A 17,818-nucleotide genomic window follows, 5' to 3' on the forward strand; every position below is an offset into this window, starting at 1 on the left:
TTCAGGAGCAATGCGATGCCTGTGACCCGCATTCCGATCATCGATTTCGCCGGCGTTCGCGCGGGCGACCCGCAGGCTTTACAGCGCGTGGCGCAGGAAATTCGTGAAGCGTGCACGACGATCGGCTTCTTCTACATCGTCAATCATGGCGTGCCGCAAGCGCTGATCGACGCCGCCGCGCAGGCGGCGCGCCGCTTCTTCGCGTTTCCGGTGGAGACCAAGCGGCGCGCGGCGGTCAATCACCGGCATCGCGGTTTCAATGCGCTCGGCGACGCGACCATGTACCAGGCCAAACGTCCCGACTACAAGGAGTTCTTCAGCATCGGCCTCGAATTGCCGGAGGACGACCCCGACGTGCTGGCCGGTCAGGCGCTGCGCGGACCGAATAACTGGCCGGACTTCATGCCGGAGCTGCGTCCCGCGCTGTACGGTTACTATGAAGCGGTAGGGGCGTGCGGCGCCGATCTGCTGCGCGCGGTGGCGGTGAGCCTCGGCGTGGAGGAACAATTCTTCGCGCCGCGTTATACCAAACGGATGCAGCGCACGCAGATGGTCTACTATCCGCCGCAGCCGCCCCAATCGGACGAAGATCAGTTCGGTGTCGCGCCGCATACCGACTATGGCTGCATCACCTTGTTGTGGCAGGATCAGGTGGGTGGCCTGCAGGTGCGGGAAATCGCCAACGATACGTGGGTGGATGCACCGCCGGTCGAAGGCAGCTTCGTGGTCAACGTCGGCGATCTACTCGCACGCTGGACCAACGACCGCTTCCGTTCCACCTTGCATCGCGTGATCAATGCGTCGGGGCGCGAGCGCTATTCGATCGCGACGTTTTATGATCCGACTTACGGTGCGCTGGTCGATCCGCGCGATCTCGGTACGAACGAAACCGACCTCAAGTATCAGCCGGTCGCAGCGGGCGACTATATTCTCGGGCGTATCAACGACTCGATGGGCTATCGGAAGAAGCGCGCCGCCGAAGGCGCGCAAGGAACCCCTGCATGACAGACAACAGTACCGCGCATCACGCAGCACCGCTTGGCGAAACACTCGATGCGCTGCGCGCCGCGCTCGGTGAAGACAGCGTACGCGTGGGCGAGCAGATCAGCGAACGCGCGATGACCGACTGGACACGCCACGAGCCGACGCGGCCCGCGGCATTGCTCCTGCCGCGCACCACGGAGCAGGTCTCGCGGGCACTGGCCATCTGTCACGCGGCCCATCAGCCGGTGGTGCCGCAAGGCGGCATGACCGGCCTCGCGGGCGGCGCGATTGCGCGTGCCACGGACATTGCGTTGTCGCTCGAACGGCTGGACGGCGTCGAAGAAGTGGACGCCGCTTCCGCCACGCTGACCGTGCGCGCCGGCACGACCTTGCAAGCCGCACAGGAAGCCGCCGCCGCAGCCGGCTTCGAACTCGCGCTCGATCTCGGCGCACGCGGTTCCTGCCAGATCGGCGGTAATCTCGCGACCAACGCGGGCGGCAACCGGGTGATCCAGTCGGGCACCGCGCGCGACCAGGTGCTCGGTCTCGAAGTGGTGCTGGCCAATGGCGACGTGTTGACGTCGCTCGGCAAGATGGTCAAGAACAATACCGGCTATGACCTCAAACACTGGTTCATCGGCTCGGAGGGCACGCTTGGCGTGATCACGCGCGCCGTGTTGCGATTGCATCCGCCGCGTGCCGCGCGCCATACCGCGCTGGTTGCGCTCGACGGCTACGACGCCGCCGTGAACCTGCTGCGCCGTTTGTCCACGCGATTCGGCAACGATATCGGCGCGTTCGAAATCATGTGGCCGGACTTCTACGACTTCGGAGTGAAGCTGACCGGCACGCGCTCACCGTTCGCCGACGGGCATCCGCTCTATGCATTGATCGAACACGCGAGCTTCGATTCGGACGACGGCGGCGAGCGCTTTTCCGCCGCGCTGACCGCAGCGCTGGAGGCCGGCGCGATCCGCGACGCCGTGATCGCGCAGTCGGTGGCCGACGTGCGCGCGCTATGGGCGATTCGCGAATGCACGGCGGAGTTTCCGGTGCGGCTCGATGCGATCAACTTCGACGTGAGCCTGCCGATCGGCGAGATCGGCGCCTTCGTCGACCGCTGCCGCGCGGCGCTCGATCAGCGCTGGCCGGGCAATGCGTCGTATTTCTTCGGGCATATTGGTGATTCGAATCTGCATGTCACCGTGGACGGACATTCGATCCGCGGCGTCGATCATCATGCGGTGTACGCGTTCGTCTACGACATGCTCGGGCCGCTGCACGGTTCGGTGTCGGCGGAACACGGGATTGGTTTGCTCAAGCGCGAGTTCTTGCCGATTTCGCGCTCGCCGGCGGAGTTGGCTGCAATGGCCGCGATCAGACACGCGCTGGACCCGCACGGCATTCTGAATCCGGGCAAGCTGTTCTGAGCGGCCTGCGCCTGCGCGTGTGGTGACGGCGCGCCCGCTCTTCGTCAATGCGCGTCCAGATACTTCGCGATCACCGGATAGACATCCACGGCGGCGTGTTTGCCGAAGATACAGTCGATGTGTCCATAGCCGGGAATGATGTGCCGCTCGTAGGGCTGCTCGGGGAAATGCCCGGTTAACAGATCGTAAGTGCGTAGCGTGCTTTCCGGCAGATAGGTTTCGTTCCTTTCCCCGTGAATGAAGCCGATTGGCCGGCGCATGCCTTCCAGCCCCTTCATGCCGTCCGCTCCGGCCAGATAGACGTCCTCGCCGGCTGCATCGACCACTTTACCGGCTCGCACCATCGCGGCGAGATGCTTGAATACCGAAACGTCGTGCACGCCGAGCAATTCCTGCAGGTTCGCATGAAGCGTCTCGTTGAGTTTTTCATGTTCGTAGAGCAGGCCGTACAGGAACGTTGCGCGGTGGCAGACCGGATTGCCGCAACCCTCGTCGTGATCGAGCGGGTAGAACCTGAGCGCTTCATCGAGCAGGTTTTGCGGCCACGACTCGTGTTCGGTATAGGCGGTCAGGTCGCGCACGCCGAGATGCTGCATGATGTCGGGAATATGCAGGCCGGCCTTGATCTTCTGCAACGTACCCGGCACGGGGTGCGCCGACACCTGCGAGATGACCGCCGAGCGCACGCCTTCAAGTCCGTACAGCAACGACATGCTCAACGCCAGGCCACCCATGCAGTGCCCCAGCGCCTGAATTTCCGGCGCACCGGTCAGTTCGCGGATTCTGGCGACCGCGGCCGGAATGTCCTCGCGCGCGACCTTGTCGACGTTGGTCGGCACGAGCACGCTCGGCATTTCGATGCTGACGCGCAGATCGACGAGCCACACGTCGTAGCCTGATGCGCAAAGATATTCGACCATGTTGGTCGCGATCAGGTCGGTGGAGTAGATGCGGCTCGATACGCCGGAGCCGTGAATCAGCAGCACCGGGCGCGCGGCTTTGAGCGCGGGATCGAGGTAGCGTGTGAGCCTCAGCGTCGTGCCATCGGGCGTGTCGAAGAAGACCACCTGCGGCGCCGGCGCGCGCAGCGCGCGCTTCAGACGCGGCTCGGCCTTCGGGTCGTAGTACTGCAAGGGCGCGGCCACGCCGCCATATTCGGTGAACAGCACGCCCGCGAAAAACTTGCCGAATTTCAGGGTCCACTCGAGGCGGGTCTTTAGATCGGGCGCATGGGTGACTTCGAGCGTGCGTTGCTGCTTGAGGAAATTCTCGGGCGTGATGATGAGCGTCGCCTTGCCGAGCAGCGGTGCATCGGCTTGCGCCGATTCGCGAATCTCCGCGTAAAGCGTGTTGGTCTGCTCCCACAAATTGATCGGCGAGGTGCGCGTGATGATCTTTTGCCCGCTCAGATAGTACGTCTTGCCTTCGGTCGAATTGAGCGTCATGTGGTAATTCATGTTGCGCTCGTCCACGTCGGACTCATCGACCACGAACAGATTGAAGGTGCCGTTGGAGATCGTCATAGGCTGCGAGGAGAGCGCGGGGCAGGTCAGCGTGCCGGCGGTTCGTGCCAGATGTTGCGGATTGCTGATCATATCGGCGAGATCTTCCGATTCGACCGTCAGCGTGAACTCGATCGGAATCGCGCCGACCTCGCCCGCCGCGACCGGCGTGTAGGTGCCGATCATCGTTTCGGTGAACTGCAGACCGATCTTCTGCGGCGAGGACGGCGTCAACGACGACGACGCGAGCTCCGGCGTCGGCGCAGGCGGCAAGCTCGGCGCGGCGGCCGCGCCGTCGGCCGAGTCGGCGGTCACGGGATGCGTGGCCAGCAGCAGCTCGCAATTGCGTTCGGCCAGCGCGGAAATGGTGAGGAGCGGATTGACGCCGAGCGACATTGGCATGACGGCGCCGTCCATCACGTACAGACCGTCGTGCACCGCAGTGCCCGTGGCGCCGCTGAACACGCGGCCCATGTGGTCGACTACGCCGTGCTCCGCGTCCTCGCCCATGCCGCAGCCGCCGAGCGGATGCACGGTGACGGTGCGGTTGCCGACAATGTCGGTGGAGATCGGATTGCGCAGGTATTTGCCGCCGATCGGCACGGTGGCCTGCTTGAGCGCCTCCTCGACCACCTGAAAGATCGGCTGCTTGCCCGCGTTTTCCCACACGATGCGCGGCTGGCCTTTGTCGTCCACGTCGATCTGGCCGTTTTCGTCGTCATGCGCCATGACGAGGTAGCTTTGCGTGTGATTGAGCGCGCCGTGATAGGGGCCGCGCAGAAAGCTCTCGGACACCCGGGCGTCGTAAGCGATCTGTTCCGGCAACGAACGCGGCGCGACATCCACGCCTTCGAGCGGCGCGGCGGCGCCGAGCAGGCCGACGAGCGCCGCGCCCACCGGACCGGCCAGCGAGCCTTCCTCGATCACATAGCCGTCCCTTACGTTGGCCATATTGCGATGATCGATGAGGCCGGTAATGGTCGGCCCGACCGGCGGGATATCACCCGGCTCGTGCGAACCCCAGCCAACGCCGTTGATCACGGGCTCGGTGTTGTACGCAAAGGCGAGCACGTCGCCATTGCCGGTGAAATGCCTGCCGAGCATGCCGGAGACGCTCAACCCCTGATTGCGCGAGCGCAGCAGCAGTGCGGTCGAGCCGATCGTGCCGGCCGACACGATCACGATATCGGCGCTCACGAACAGATCGGGCGCGCCATAGCTTTCGCGGCCAAGGCTCACCAACTGGTAGCCCACGATCCATTTCCGCGTGGCCGCGTCGCGCCGGACCGAATGGACGGCGGTTCCGGTGAAAATCTGCGCGCCGTGGGCCACGGCGTCGGGCAGATAGTTCATGTGAGTCGAATTCTTCGCGTCGTAATTGCAACCCGAATTGCAGTCGCCGCAGCCGACGCAAGCCTTCTGCTCGACGCCCGCGGCGTTCACGCGGTCCTCGAAAGTGACGGTGATATCCGGGCGCGTGAAGCGGTCTTCCATGCCGAGCGCCCGCGCCGACTTTTCGAGCGCCTGCAGTTTCGGCAAGGCCGGATAATCCTCCGGCACCGGCGACGGTTGCAGCATCGCACGGGCAAGCGCATAGCCTTTGTCGCGCGCGGCCTTGTCGGCACGCAACGCGGCCGGCCAGCGTGCGTCGTCCCACAGGCGCGGGTCGGCTTCGAGCGCGACGTTCGCGTTGATCAGCGAGGTGCCGCCCAGACCGCAGCCGACTACCGCGTTCACGTCTTCGTTCACGTGCACTTCGAGCAATGCCAGCGGCGAGCCGATATGGGCCACCGCCGTGTTGTATTGCACCTGTGCGGCGCCCTGAAACGGCGTACGGGGAAATTCGCCGGCCATGAATTCGCGCCCGCGTTCGAGCACGCATACGCGGCGCCCGGCGCGCGCCATGCGGCACGCGGCAATCGCGCCGCCGTAGCCGGAACCCACCACGACCACGTCGTAATGCGATTGAATTGCGGTCACGGCGCTCGATAAGCGGTTCATCACGACCACCTCGTCTGGAATGGAGTGCGGGGAAAGACAACCAGGACTTCGGAAGCAAGACGGCGTGCGGCGACGGCTTTTTTATCCTAGGTGGTGCGCGCGAACAAAAAAAGGCGCATCGTACGTGGCGCACGACTCTGTTGTGCCGCATCCGCGGTCTCTTGAGACGGCGCGGCCGGCCGGCGCTCGCGTGGCCGCATGCTGTCAGGCGGCTGCTTCGTTCATTTCGCTGTCGCTCGATTCGGCGGCGAGCAGGTTCAGCGCGAGCAGAATAGCCGGGCGATTGTCGACGTCGATCTCGATACCGAGCTCGTCCGCGAGCCAGCGGCCGATCTTGGTATTGGAAAAATCCTCGGCGCCGGCCGTCTTCTTCATGGTGACGCCGAGCTTGACGGCGCGATAGTGATAAGAGGGCACCCGATGCTGCGCTGCGACTGCAGAAAGACCGCCTTTGCCTTCCGAGCACCAGCCGAGGCTGCCGGCCAGCACGATCCGCTCCGGCTCGTCGAGGCTCTCGATAAAGGCGCGTGCCGAGAGCCGCACACGCTGTTCGTCGAGGCCGTATTGCAGCAGCACGCTTTTTACCGGGTCTTCCAGCGCTTGCGCATGCAGATCGATTTCCTGCGCCATGCCTTCGTTTTCCATCGATACGTTGCGCTGATGGCCGGCGCTGCGCAGGCAGTCGATCAGATAGCGGCGGAAATACGCGCACAGTGCGTAGCCGTTGGATGGCGCGCTGTCGGCGCAGGCGCGGGTTTCCGTATGGCCGGGCGCGAGGCGCAGGACTTTCGCGTAGATGAACTGGGCGACCAGTTCTTCCTTGTCCTCGCCGAGCGCCTGCAACTCGAGCGGGTGATAGGTCCGCAATGCCCGCTTGACCAGTTCGACCATCGACACCATTTCGTCGCCGGATAACCGGGTACGCCGGCGCCACAAATCCGGCAGAATCGCATCGTCGAGATTGCGGACGAACTCGTGGCTAGGAACTGCGCCCATGAAAACCTCCAGAAGGGGTAAGGCAACGAGCGCGGTGAGCCCGAACTGCAGGCGGGGTGTGGATGGTGGAGCTTTGAAGCCGCGCTGGAGAATGTGAGCCCAGTATGGTTTCCGGCGGCGGCTTCGCCTATATGGATTAAGTGGTAGCTGATGGGTAAACTGCCGGGTAAACCATCCGGAAAAATGCATCTTATTCGTCTGAAGAGAAAGGGGTTGCGCCGGAGCTGTCCGGTGCACGGGACCAGAGCAGGCGCCGGAGCGCCAACTCCGATCGACGATCGACAACAGGAGACCGCGTAATGCGGGCTGACCCGATCCAGCGTGCCATCGACGAAGACCTGGTGCGCGTGCTGTACGCACAAGATCCGATCGCTTTCTTTTCGCACTGGTTTTCGATCGCGGTGCTGGTGGCGATTTATTGGCCGAACATACCGTCGCCGCCGCTGTTTATCGCCTGCTTCGGTTTTTATGCCGCAGCCAATTGCGGCAGTCTCGCGCTGTGGATCTGCAATCGCCGCTATCCCGAGCTCGTCTCGCCGCGCGGCTGGATCTATCTGCATGCGCTGCGCGGCGTGCTGCTCTACAGCGCGCCGGGCATCGCGGTGTGGTTCGCGTTCCAGAGCCCGCAAACCGATTTGCCGCTGCTGCATACGGTCATGCTCGTGACGCTGGCCGCGGGCGTGTTCATGTCGAATGGCTTCGACCTGCTGAATTTTTCGACCGCGATTCCGTTTCTGCTGTTTCCCTCGATCGTCATGCATTTCGGCACGCATACGTTCGACCGCACGATTCTCGCTATCGTCCTCGCGTTTTTCTTCTGCGCGATCAACGTCTATGCGTTGAGTTACCGCAAGCTGTTCCAGCAGGTCGTGCAGGCGCGCGTCGACCAGCAGTATCTGGCGGAGTCGCTGGCCGCGCAGAAACAGGTGGCCGAAGAAGCAAGCCTCGCCAAAACGCGCTTTTTCGCCGCCGCCAGTCACGATCTGCGCCAGCCGCTGCATGCCATCGGCCTGCTCGCGGCCTCGCTCAACGACGCGGCGGCGACGCCCGCGCAGCACGCGAAGACCGCCGAGCACATTGTCTACAACGTCGAGGCGCTGAACCAGCTGTTCAATCAGGTGCTCGATCTGGCGCGGCTCGAAAGCGGCGTGACGCAGGTGATCCGGCTGCATTTCCGGCTGTCCGAACTGTTCGAACGGGTCGGCAGCCAGTACCGCCCGCAGGCGGCCGCTAAAGGCCTGGCGCTGCGCATCGCGCCGACCACGATGGTCGTGCACGACGATCCCGTGCTGCTCGAACGGGTACTGAGCAATCTGCTTTCGAACGCGGTGCGTTACACCGAAGAAGGCGCGATCTGGCTGGGCGTGCGCCGCGCGGGGCGGCCGGCGGGCGGCTATATCGAGGTGCGCGACTCGGGCATCGGCATTCCCGTCGAGGAGCAGGAGCGCATCTTCGAGGAGTTCTATCAGGTCGCCAATCCGCAACGCGACGCGCGCCAGGGTCACGGTCTGGGCTTACCGACGGTGAAGCGGCTCGTCGAGATGCTCGGCGGCAAGCTGCAACTGCGCTCGGCGCCGGGGCGGGGTTCGGCGTTTCGCTTCCCGGTGCAGGCGGGCGATGCGGGCGGTATCGTCGCGAGCCTGAACGAAGCCGTGGCGGGCGGTCCCTCGGCGCAAGGGCGGTGCGTGCTGTGCATCGACGACGATCCGTCGATTCTCGAAGGCCTCGTCAGTCTGCTGGGCCGTTGGGGTTGCAGCGTGCTCGGCGCGCGCGACGAGGCCGACGCGCTCGCGGCGCTCGAAGGCGGCTTCGTGCCCGATGCCGTGCTGTGCGATTACCAGTTGGCGAATCACCGCACCGGCGCGCAGGCGTTGACGGCGGTGCGCAACGCGCTCGCGCATGCGGGGCACGACAACGTGGTGACGCTGCTCATCACGGGCGACATGGCGTCGGCGGAACTGGCGGCGCTCGCCTTGCAGGGGATTCCGGTACTTCACAAGCCGGTCACGCCGGCGCGCCTGCGGCGCACGCTGGAGATGCTGTGGCAGCAGGCCGAACTGGACAAGGGGCGGGCGGCGGCCGCGCCGGAACTGCGCGCGGACCCGACGGGAAAAGAGGTGGGCGGCTGGCCGGCGAGTGGCGCGATGCAGGCTGCCGCGAGCGTGCCGCAAGGTGGAGCGGGAATGGGATCGCAGAGCCAGTCCCAGAGCACTCGGTACGAAAGCGCGCCGTCGCAAAGCGAACCGCAAAAGTAGACACGTAGACGCGAACAGGCGGCGCGAACACCGCCTGTCGCCGGTCTCGCACTAAAGGGTTTTCCCGGCTTCCAGCCAGCCGTTGATCACGGCGATCGCCGTCGACCGGTTGTGCACGCCGAGCGCCCGGAAAATCACCGACAGATGCACCTTCACCGTGCCTTCCGCGACGCCCAGCTCGCGCGCGATCATCTTGTTGGTCCAGCCGCGATGCACGAGCCGCATGATGTCCTGCTGACGCGGCGACAGGTTTTCCAGCAGATGCTGCTGGTGCGGCTGCAACGCCTGAATCTGCGCGATGGGTTCCGTCAGCGCGGCGCCGGCCTGGCTGGGCGCTTGCGCGCCGCCCGCAACCATGCCTTGCAGCGACGGATTGGCGCCCGCTTCGGCCTGCGCGTCACGCGTGCCTAGCAGGCTGAGGGCTTCCATCGGCACGTAGGCGCCGCCTGAGAGCACCAGTTCGATCGCCTTGAGCATGACGCTGGCGGGCTGCCGCTTCGGCACGAAGCCGAGTGCGCCGGCGGCCAGCACCGCGCGCATTTCGTCGGGCGATTCTTCCGCTGAGAGGACGACGAGCGGCAGCGCGGGGTTCGCCTTCAGCAGCACTTCGAGCGACGAGGCGCCGCTCATGCCGGGCATATGCAGATCGACGATGGCAAGATCGTGATCGGCGTCGGGACGCGCGAGGGTCGCGAGCGTTTCCCAGTTGTCGGCTTCGTCGAATTGGGCGTCGGGATCGAGTCCGCGCAGCATGCCCTTGACGCCTTCGCGGATCAGTTCATGGTCGTCGGCTACGAGAAACTTCATGATGGCTCCGCGAGTCGGGCCAGCCCAATGTGGGCTGCCGCCGTTATAGGGTCTCGTTTTACTTCTAGCCTCGTGAATCGCATCATTGCTGCCCACCCCGCGATCATATGCCCGACCGGTGGCGCGGCGCACCTTCGGGTTTGCCGCTTATGTGACTGCTTATTTGTTAAATCGCCATCTGGTCCGATGCACTGCGTGATGTCTAAGGCAGGTCTCCCGCGCATAGGTTCCGGCTTGCATGGTAGACGAGCCGAACGCCCCTTTTTTGAAGCCGGCCATGCAGGATTCCGAAGGTTATGCGCACCGGATCGAATCACACGAAAGCAGTTGCTATTTGATTGCAAATAACGTCGCATTCATCAGAATCTTGAATGCGAAACCGAGCGACATGGCCGAGCCCACGCCGAAACACCACAGCGCGATGAACCACAGCCAGCCCGGCAGTTTGCGCGACGGCGCGGGCGATGCGCCGTGAGTCCCGCTTCGAGTTGCGCCGGAGCCGGCCTGCTTAGTGATAGTGATGTTGGTCGCCATGACGCACCTTGCCACGAAATACCCAGTAACCCATCGTCGTATAGGCGATGATGATCGGCAGAATCACCGCTGCGCCGACCAGCGTGAACATCTGGCTCGAACGCGGCGCGGCCGCTTCCCACAGCGTCATGCTCGACGGAATCGCATACGGCCACAGGCTCACCAGCAGCCCCGCGTAGCCGAGCAGCACCAGCAGCAGCGCGAGCGCGAACGGCGTGTTGTGATGCCGCTCACGCACCGCGCGATACATGAAGAACGCGCAGACCGCCACGAGGAACGGCACCGGCAGCAGACGGTAGAAGAGGCCGTCGTGGAACCAGCGTTGCGCGATATTCGGATCCTGCAGCGGCGTCCAGAGGCTCACCATCGCGATGAAGCCGAGCAGCACGATCGTCAGCGGCCAGACCACGCGATGCAGGCGGCGCTGCAGATCGCCTTCGGTCTTCGCCACCAGCCAGCAGCAGCCGAGCAGCGCGTACGTGACGACGAGTCCGAGACCCGTGAGCAGGCTGAACGGCGTGAGCCAGCCGAAGGCGTCGCCCGCATACGCACCATCGATCACGGGAATGCCTTGCAGGAACGCGCCCAGCGCGATGCCCTGAAAGAACGTCGCACCTGCCGAGCCGCCGATGAACGCCAGATCCCACAGATGCTTCGTGCGATTGGCCTTGGCGCGAATCTCGAACGACACGCCGCGAAAGATCAGGCACACGAGCATGAAGATCAGCGGCAGATACAGCGCGGACAGCACGGTCGAATACACCGCCGGAAATACCGCGAACAGACCGGCGCCGCCGAGCACCAGCCAGGTTTCGTTGCCGTCCCATACCGGCGCGACGGTGTTCATCATCAGGTCGCGTTCTTTCTCATCGGGGAAGAACGGGAAGACGATGCCGATGCCCAGATCGAAGCCATCCAGCACCACATACATGAAAAGGCCCAGCGCGATGATCGCGGCCCACACTACGGTTACGTCCATGTTCTTTCTCTATCGCAAGTAGCTGCTGAAGCAGGGTGGGTTCAGGCGGCGTCGATCATGTGATCGGCGGCGGAGAGCGGGCGGCGCGCGGTCTGGTTCGGTGAGCGTTGTTCCGGCGCGCCATGCGGCGTGTGTCCCGGCAGAGCGGGGCCCGTGCGCATGAGCTTGAGCATGTAGTAGATGCCGGTGCCGAACACCAGGAAGTACACAACTACGAAGGCCATCAGCGAGATGCCGACCTGCTGCGTGGTCAGCGGCGACACGGCCTGCGAGGTGCGCATCACGCCGTACACGACCCACGGCTGACGTCCCGCTTCGGTCGTGACCCAGCCGGCCAGCAGAGTGATGAAGCCCGTCGGGCCCATCGCCACGGCCACGCGCTGGAACCACTTCGATTCGAACAGGCTGCCCCGGCGGCGCAGCACCCAGGCGGCGACCGACATCAGGATCATCAGCACGCCGAGGCCCGCCATGATGCGGAAGCTCCAGAACACCACGGTCGAGTTCGGCCGGTCTTGCGGCGGAAATTCCTTGAGGCCGCGAATCTCGCCGTCCCAGCTATGCGTGAGGATCAGGCTGCCGAGATGCGGAATCGACACGGCATAGCGCGTGGTTTCCGCCTGCATGTCGGGAATGCCGAACAGGTTCAGCGCGGTGCCGCCTTTTTCGGTGTCCCACAGGCCTTCGATCGCGGCGATCTTGGCCGGCTGATATTCGCGCGTGTTCAGACCATGCTGATCGCCGACGAAAGCCTGGATCGGCGTGAGAATCAGCAGCAGCCAGAGCGCCATCGAGAACATCTTCTTCACGGCAGGATCGCGCCGTCCGCGCAGCAGATGCCACGCGCCCACCGCCGCCACCACCAGCGCCGCGACGATGAACGCCGCGAGCGCCATATGCGCGAGCCGGTACGGGAACGACGGATTGAACACGATCTTGAACCAGTCGAGCGGCACGACGCGGCCGTTCACGACTTCGAAGCCTTGCGGCGTTTGCATCCAGCTATTGGAGGCGAGAATCCAGAAGGTCGAGATCAGCGTGCCGATCGCCACCATCAGCGTGGCGCCGAAGTGCGCGCGCGCACTCACGCGCTGCCAGCCGAACAGCATGATGCCGAGGAAGCCCGCTTCGAGGAAGAATGCGGTCATGACCTCGTACATGAGAAGAGGCCCGGTGACGGGGCCGGCGAAACTGGAGAAGCCCGACCAGTTGGTGCCGAATTGATAGCTCATCACGACGCCGGACACGACGCCCATACCGAAGGCCACCGCGAAGATCTTCGACCAGAACAGGCAAAGGTCTTTGTAGTACGCCTTGCCGGTTTTCAGCCAGCGCCATTCGAGGACGGCAATGAAGCTGGCGAGACCGATGCTGAGCGCCGGAAAAACGATGTGGAACGAGACAGTGAACGCAAACTGGATGCGGGCGAGATCGAATGCCGATAGAGCGGAGTTCATGAGCGTGAAGTGCGTGATGACCGCGAAGGCGGGCTACGCGCGTCGACCGTTGTCGGTGCGCACTGCGCTGGGCAGATGGCGCAAGAGTAGGGGATGAGGGGAAACTTTGCTGCGGTGCGATGTGCGTCAAAAAACCACCTTGTTTTATGCTGATTTTCTTTTTTGAGACAGCAAACCGTTGATGGGCATCAAGTTTTCCTGATTGCCTTCGCGCACGGCGTCGGCGCGCGACGGGCCGGAGCTGCGGCAATCGACCGCGGCGCAGCAACGTCGCAGGGGCGTGGTCGAGCGTTTTGACTTGCCGGTAGCCAGACGGCAGCGTTTTTCAAAAGAGCGCATGCTACTCACACGCATAAGCCGTATAGCCATTCCCGTATTTTTTCCCGTTATCCGCTTCGAAATAGTCAAAGCCGACCCTCCGGTCTGATTGCCTGGGTGTGTCGCGAATCCGTCATCGGCGTGTGGTGTAACGCATGCTGTGCCGCCTGCCACGCGAATGGTTTGAGAGCACGCTTCATCCACCTGCCGGCAACGGCAGACTTCACCTGAAAGGAGTCCGCAGATGAGCACGATCAAGACGCAAGACGGTACGGAAATCTTCTACAAGGACTGGGGCAAGGGCCGGCCGGTCGTCTTCTCGCATGGCTGGCCTTTGACCGCGGACGCCTGGGACGCGCAGATGCTGTTTCTGGGCAGCAAAGGTTTTCGCGTGATCGCACACGACCGGCGCGGTCACGGCCGCTCGCAACAGCCGTGGGACGGCAACGACATGGACACCTACGCCGACGATCTCGCGGCGCTGATCGAACACCTCGACCTGAAGGACGCCACGCTCGTCGGCCATTCCACGGGTGGCGGGGAAGTCGCGCATTACATCGGCCGGCATGGCACGCAGCGGGTGGCCAAGGCCGTGCTGATCGGCGCGGTGCCGCCGTTGATGCTGAAGACCGAAAGCAATCCTGGCGGCACGCCGCTCGAGGTGTTCGACGGCATCCGCAAGGGCGTGGAAGACGACCGTTCGCAGTTCTTCAAGGATCTCGCGCTGCCGTTCTACGGCTACAACCGTCCGGGTGCGAAGGTGTCGCAGGGCGTGATCGATTCGTTCTGGGTCCAGGGCATGGCCGGCTCGATCAAGGGGCTTTACGACTGCATCAAGCAGTTCTCCGAAGTCGACTACACGGAGGATCTGAAGAAGATCGACGTGCCCACCCTGGTGCTGCATGGCGACGACGACCAGATCGTGCCGATCGACGCCGCCGGCCGCCTGACCGCGAAGATCGTGAAGAACGCCACGCTCAAGGTCTATCCGGGCGGACAGCACGGCATGTGCACCGTCGAGGCACCCAAGGTGAACGCCGATCTGCTGGAGTTCATCGGATCGTAGTAATGCGTTGACGTTACGGGTGCGGCGGGCGGTGGATGGGCCGGCGTGCCCAGCCGCGCTCCAGGCCGAACCGCAGGCCGAACCGCAGGCCGAATCGCAGGCCGAATCGCAGGCCATGCTTGATGAGGTGCCCGCGTCCCGGACTGCTCAGACAGTCGGCCAGCCGACGCGCGCCGCTCGTCGCAACGACGAGCGGACCACCAGCCGGTGGAACGGCGCGATCGCGAGGATGTAGAAGCGGCCGAGTCGATTGTGGCAATGCACGACGGTGGACAGGATCAGATAGCGCGAGCGGCCTTCGCGGGTGTCTCGGCTTTGCTGCAGTAGCGACACGCGGAAGTCGAGATGACGGTCGTTTTCGCCGAGGATGATCTCGTGTGCGCTACGCGTGTAGATCCTGAAGATGTCGACGCGCTCCTTTGCGTTCGCCGGATCGCGAGTGCGCAACTGCGTCGAGGTCTTCAGTCCGAAACGCGCGACGATCGCATCGCGCAATCCCATCAGCTTCGCGACCCACGCTGCCTGATGCCCGAACACGAAGCGCGCGAGCGATTCCGGATCGTCGATGGCATTGTCGGGCAGGCGGACCGCGTATGCGTCGGCGAGGTCCGGTGCCTGGTATAGACGGGCGACGCCCGATTCAGCCGGCAGGGCGACGGATTGCACGGAACAGTGGGCTGTGAGCATGGGTGGTGTGCGGGGCTGGCAAATGGAATCGACGGAATCGAAGAAGGCGCGGCGCCGGTTCATCGCTGGCGGCTCGGCTCGCGCGTGAGCGTTTGCGTTCAAGTCTACGCGCCCTTGAGGGACGGCAGTGCGGGGCTGGCACGCGGGGGCTCCCATGTGCCCAATTCAGATGGAAAAGCATACCTCAAGTTATATGACGTCACATAAATTAAATTGGCATAGTGCGTTGTTTGCAAGGAGAGAATTGGATGTGTCGAGGCTGAAATAAGGGTAAGTGCCTAATTGAATTTAGCTTCCGCATCGATGATAGTACGTTATCGTACAACTATTTTAAGCTCGGCAGAGCATGCCGTCATGACCGAAGCGATTGCAGTATCCAAGTTCGATCGCGCGCGGTGCAGCAAAGGAACCCTATGAAAAAGATTGCTCTGAGTGGAGCAGGCGGCCAGCTAGGCTCAGTAGTACGCGCTGCGTTGGTCGCGCGCGGCACGCCGCTGCGCTCGGCCGCGGGCTCGAAGGCCCTCGTGCCGCTCGTGGAAGGCGAGGACGTGATGCACGGCGACCTGCGCGACCCCGCGGTCGTGGACCGGCTGCTCGAAGGTGTCGACGTTCTGATCCATTTCGCGGGTACGAGCGTGGAGCGTCCGCTGCCCGAGATCATCGAAAACAATCTGCGCGGGCTGGTCGAAGTGTACGAGGGCGCGCGCCGGCAAGGCGTGCGGCGCATCGTGTTCGCCAGTTCGAATCACGCCATCGGCATGTATCCCGTTACCGAGCATCTCAGCCTCGACTGCGAACTGCGCCCGGACGGTTTTTACGGCCTGAGCAAGGTGTGGGGTGAAGCGCTGGCGAGAATGTACTGGGACAAGCACGGCATCGAGAGTGTTTGCGTGCGCATCGGCAGTTGCCTCGAGCGGCCGACCGAGCCCCGCCATCTGAGCACCTGGTTCGGTCATCGCGATCTGCTGCATTTTCTCGACCGTTGTGTTGAGGCGGAGAACATAGGCTTCCTGACCATCTGGGGCGTGTCGGCCAATACGCGCAGCTGGTGGGACAACAGCGGCGCCGAGCGTCTGGGCTATCAGCCGGCGCAAAACGCCGAGGTCTACGCCGAAGAAATTCTCGCGCGCCCGAATCCGCTCGACGCGTTGGGCCAGCGCTTCCAGGGTGGCGGCTTTGTGGGCATCGATTATTCGCGCGATGACGCCGGCCCGGACGGCCTGGCCGCTTCCGCCACGCGGCCTGTTTGAGCGGTCCAGAATTACGAGGAGACGCAGTAATGAAGATCAAGGGCATCCGCTGGTGGATGGTCAGCCTGGTCGCGGCCGGGCTCATCATCAATTACCTCGCGCGCAATACGCTGTCGGTAGCCGCGCCGACGTTGATGAAAGACCTCCACATCACCACGGAGCAGTATTCGCACGTGGTCGTGGCCTGGCAGCTCTGCTATGCATTCATGCAGCCGGTCGCCGGCTATGTGCTCGACACCATCGGCACCAAGATCGGCTTTGCGGCGTTCGCCCTGGCATGGTCGCTGGCGTGCGCGGCGGCGGCGTGGTCGACCGGCTGGCGCAGCCTCGCGTTCTTCCGCGGTGTGCTCGGTCTTGCCGAGGCGGCCGGCATTCCGGCCGGCGTCAAGGCGACGAGCGAATGGTTCCCGGCCAAGGAGCGTTCGGTGGCGATCGGCTGGTTCAACATCGGCTCGTCGATCGGCGCGCTGCTGGCGCCGCCGCTGGTGGTCTGGGCGCTGTTGCATGGCGAGTGGCAGTTGGCCTTTGTGATCGTCGGCGTGGCCGGGATTATCTGGAGCGTGCTGTGGATGGTGCTCTACAAACATCCGCGCAAGCAGAAGCTGTTGGGCGACGCCGAGCGCGACTACATTCTCAGCGGCCAGGAAGCAAAGCACAGCGACGCCGGCGCCGCGAAGCGCAGCTGGTTCGCCATGCTCGGCAGCCGCGACTTCTGGGCAATCGGCATTCCGCGCATTCTCTCCGAACCGGCCTGGCAGACTTTCAACGCGTGGATTCCGCTGTACATGATGACCGAGCGTCACATGAATCTGAAGGAAGTCGCGTTGTATGCGTGGATGCCGTTTCTGGCCGCTGACATCGGCTGCGTGCTGGGCGGCTATCTGAGTCCGCTGTTTCACAAGTACGCCAAAGTGTCGCTCTTCACGTCGCGCAAGATGGTGTTCGTGGTCGGCGCGCTGTGCATGATCGGGCCGGCCTGCGTCGGTCTGGTGGCGAGCCCGTATGCGGCGGTGGCGCTGCTGTGCGTCGGCGGGTTTGCGCATCAGACCTTGTCGGGTGCGCTGTATGCAATTACGGCCGATATGTTCGGCAAGAATGAAGTCGCTACTGCGACTGGCATGGGCGGCATGGCGGGCTATCTGGGCGCGGCGGCGTTCACGGCGCTGTTCGGCGTGCTGGTCACGCAGATCGGCTACAGCCCGTTGTTCGTCGTGCTGGCGGTGTTCGACATTATCGCGGCGGCGGTGGTGTGCCTGCTGGCGAAAGGCGCCGACAGGACGCCCGAGCCGCGCTGGACGCCGGCGAGCGCGGTGGCCAAGTGAGTCACGATCGGGCTGGCGAGCGACGCCCAGCAGCCGATCAGGGTTTCGCCGCCGCGCACCGCTCGGCGAAAACTATTGGGTAAGGGCTGATAGGGCGTGAGGGCAGGCATGGGCTGTTTTCCTCGAACGACGATGGATCGGCTAGCTCCAACGACCGTCAAAGTTTGTTATAGGTCGTCGTATATCTAGGTTTTCAGATTGGCATTGGCCTTACCGCTGGTGGCGGCCAC

Annotated in this window: 14 protein-coding genes and 1 pseudogene; 6 read left to right on the forward strand and 9 right to left on the reverse strand. The window is 63.8% G+C overall.

Going from position 1 to position 17,818, the window contains the following annotated elements; all coding sequences use genetic code 11:
• The first annotated feature begins 15 nt into the window (after window positions 1–15).
• Both NE850_RS25490 and NE850_RS25495 read left to right on the forward strand, forming a co-directional pair.
• The gene (locus NE850_RS25490) at window positions 16–1,005 is read left to right on the forward strand and encodes an isopenicillin N synthase family oxygenase (protein WP_007176885.1); all 990 of its coding nucleotides are present in this window, start codon (window positions 16–18) and stop codon (window positions 1,003–1,005) included.
• A complete protein-coding gene (locus tag NE850_RS25495; RefSeq protein ID WP_007176886.1) occupies window positions 1,002–2,414 on the forward strand; it encodes an FAD-binding oxidoreductase in 1,413 nt (470 codons plus the stop codon). The genes NE850_RS25490 and NE850_RS25495 overlap by 4 nt, the downstream gene beginning before the upstream one ends.
• A gap of 44 nt (window positions 2,415–2,458) precedes the next feature.
• Here NE850_RS25495 and NE850_RS25500 read toward each other — a convergent pair whose 3' ends face one another.
• Window positions 2,459–5,917, reverse strand: a complete 3,459-nt coding sequence (locus NE850_RS25500; RefSeq protein WP_165188161.1) for an alpha/beta fold hydrolase — start codon at window positions 5,915–5,917, stop codon at window positions 2,459–2,461.
• Window positions 5,918–6,121: 204 nt separating this feature from the next.
• Window positions 6,122–6,913 (reverse strand): hypothetical protein, encoded by a 792-nt coding sequence (locus tag NE850_RS25505; protein WP_310699565.1) that lies wholly within the window; start codon window positions 6,911–6,913, stop codon window positions 6,122–6,124.
• 299 nt (window positions 6,914–7,212) lie between these two features.
• Here NE850_RS25505 and NE850_RS25510 point away from each other — a divergent pair, with 299 nt between their 5' ends.
• Complete coding sequence (locus tag NE850_RS25510) at window positions 7,213–9,168, forward strand: hybrid sensor histidine kinase/response regulator (RefSeq protein ID WP_007176889.1); 1,956 nt, start codon at window positions 7,213–7,215, stop codon at window positions 9,166–9,168.
• Window positions 9,169–9,219: 51 nt separating this feature from the next.
• Here NE850_RS25510 and NE850_RS25515 read toward each other — a convergent pair whose 3' ends face one another.
• The 5 genes from NE850_RS25515 to NE850_RS25535 form a co-directional block, all read right to left on the reverse strand.
• Window positions 9,220–9,975: a response regulator transcription factor gene (locus NE850_RS25515; RefSeq protein ID WP_007176890.1), complete on the reverse strand. Its 756-nt coding sequence runs from the start codon at window positions 9,973–9,975 to the stop codon at window positions 9,220–9,222.
• 330 nt (window positions 9,976–10,305) lie between these two features.
• Window positions 10,306–10,509: a hypothetical protein gene (locus tag NE850_RS25520; protein WP_007176891.1), complete on the reverse strand. Its 204-nt coding sequence runs from the start codon at window positions 10,507–10,509 to the stop codon at window positions 10,306–10,308.
• The gene (gene cydB / locus NE850_RS25525) at window positions 10,484–11,488 is read right to left on the reverse strand and encodes a cytochrome d ubiquinol oxidase subunit II (protein ID WP_007176892.1); all 1,005 of its coding nucleotides are present in this window, start codon (window positions 11,486–11,488) and stop codon (window positions 10,484–10,486) included. Before cydB ends, NE850_RS25520 begins: the two co-directional genes overlap by 26 nt.
• 41 nt (window positions 11,489–11,529) lie before the next feature.
• Window positions 11,530–12,945 (reverse strand): cytochrome ubiquinol oxidase subunit I, encoded by a 1,416-nt coding sequence (locus NE850_RS25530; protein ID WP_007176893.1) that lies wholly within the window; start codon window positions 12,943–12,945, stop codon window positions 11,530–11,532.
• 144 nt (window positions 12,946–13,089) lie between these two features.
• Window positions 13,090–13,353 (reverse strand): hypothetical protein, encoded by a 264-nt coding sequence (locus tag NE850_RS25535; RefSeq protein WP_157187692.1) that lies wholly within the window; start codon window positions 13,351–13,353, stop codon window positions 13,090–13,092.
• 154 nt (window positions 13,354–13,507) lie between these two features.
• Between NE850_RS25535 and NE850_RS25540 the strand changes: the two genes are divergently transcribed.
• Complete coding sequence (locus NE850_RS25540) at window positions 13,508–14,329, forward strand: alpha/beta fold hydrolase (protein ID WP_007176894.1); 822 nt, start codon at window positions 13,508–13,510, stop codon at window positions 14,327–14,329.
• Window positions 14,330–14,476: 147 nt separating this feature from the next.
• On the opposite strand, the gene NE850_RS25545 is transcribed toward NE850_RS25540, so the two are convergent.
• A complete protein-coding gene (locus NE850_RS25545) occupies window positions 14,477–15,016 on the reverse strand; it encodes a DUF2867 domain-containing protein (RefSeq protein ID WP_035516565.1) in 540 nt (179 codons plus the stop codon).
• A gap of 413 nt (window positions 15,017–15,429) precedes the next feature.
• Here NE850_RS25545 and NE850_RS25550 point away from each other — a divergent pair, with 413 nt between their 5' ends.
• Together NE850_RS25550 and NE850_RS25555 are read left to right on the forward strand one after the other, a co-directional pair.
• Window positions 15,430–16,266 carry an NAD(P)-dependent oxidoreductase gene (locus NE850_RS25550; protein WP_007176896.1) on the forward strand — a complete coding sequence of 279 codons (837 nt, stop codon included), beginning with the start codon at window positions 15,430–15,432 and terminating at the stop codon, window positions 16,264–16,266.
• 29 nt (window positions 16,267–16,295) lie between these two features.
• Entirely contained in the window at window positions 16,296–17,588 is a 1,293-nt protein-coding gene (locus NE850_RS25555; protein WP_310699566.1) for an MFS transporter, read from the forward strand.
• Here NE850_RS25555 and NE850_RS25560 read toward each other — a convergent pair.
• A pseudogene (locus NE850_RS25560) lies at window positions 17,582–17,698 on the reverse strand (2-dehydro-3-deoxyglucarate aldolase); the annotation flags it as partial. The gene NE850_RS25555 and the pseudogene NE850_RS25560 overlap by 7 nt on opposite strands.
• Window positions 17,699–17,818: the final 120 nt, after the last annotated feature.

This window comes from Paraburkholderia sp. USG1, from assembly GCF_031570135.1.
In the GTDB taxonomy this organism is placed as follows: domain Bacteria; phylum Pseudomonadota; class Gammaproteobacteria; order Burkholderiales; family Burkholderiaceae; genus Paraburkholderia; species Paraburkholderia dioscoreae.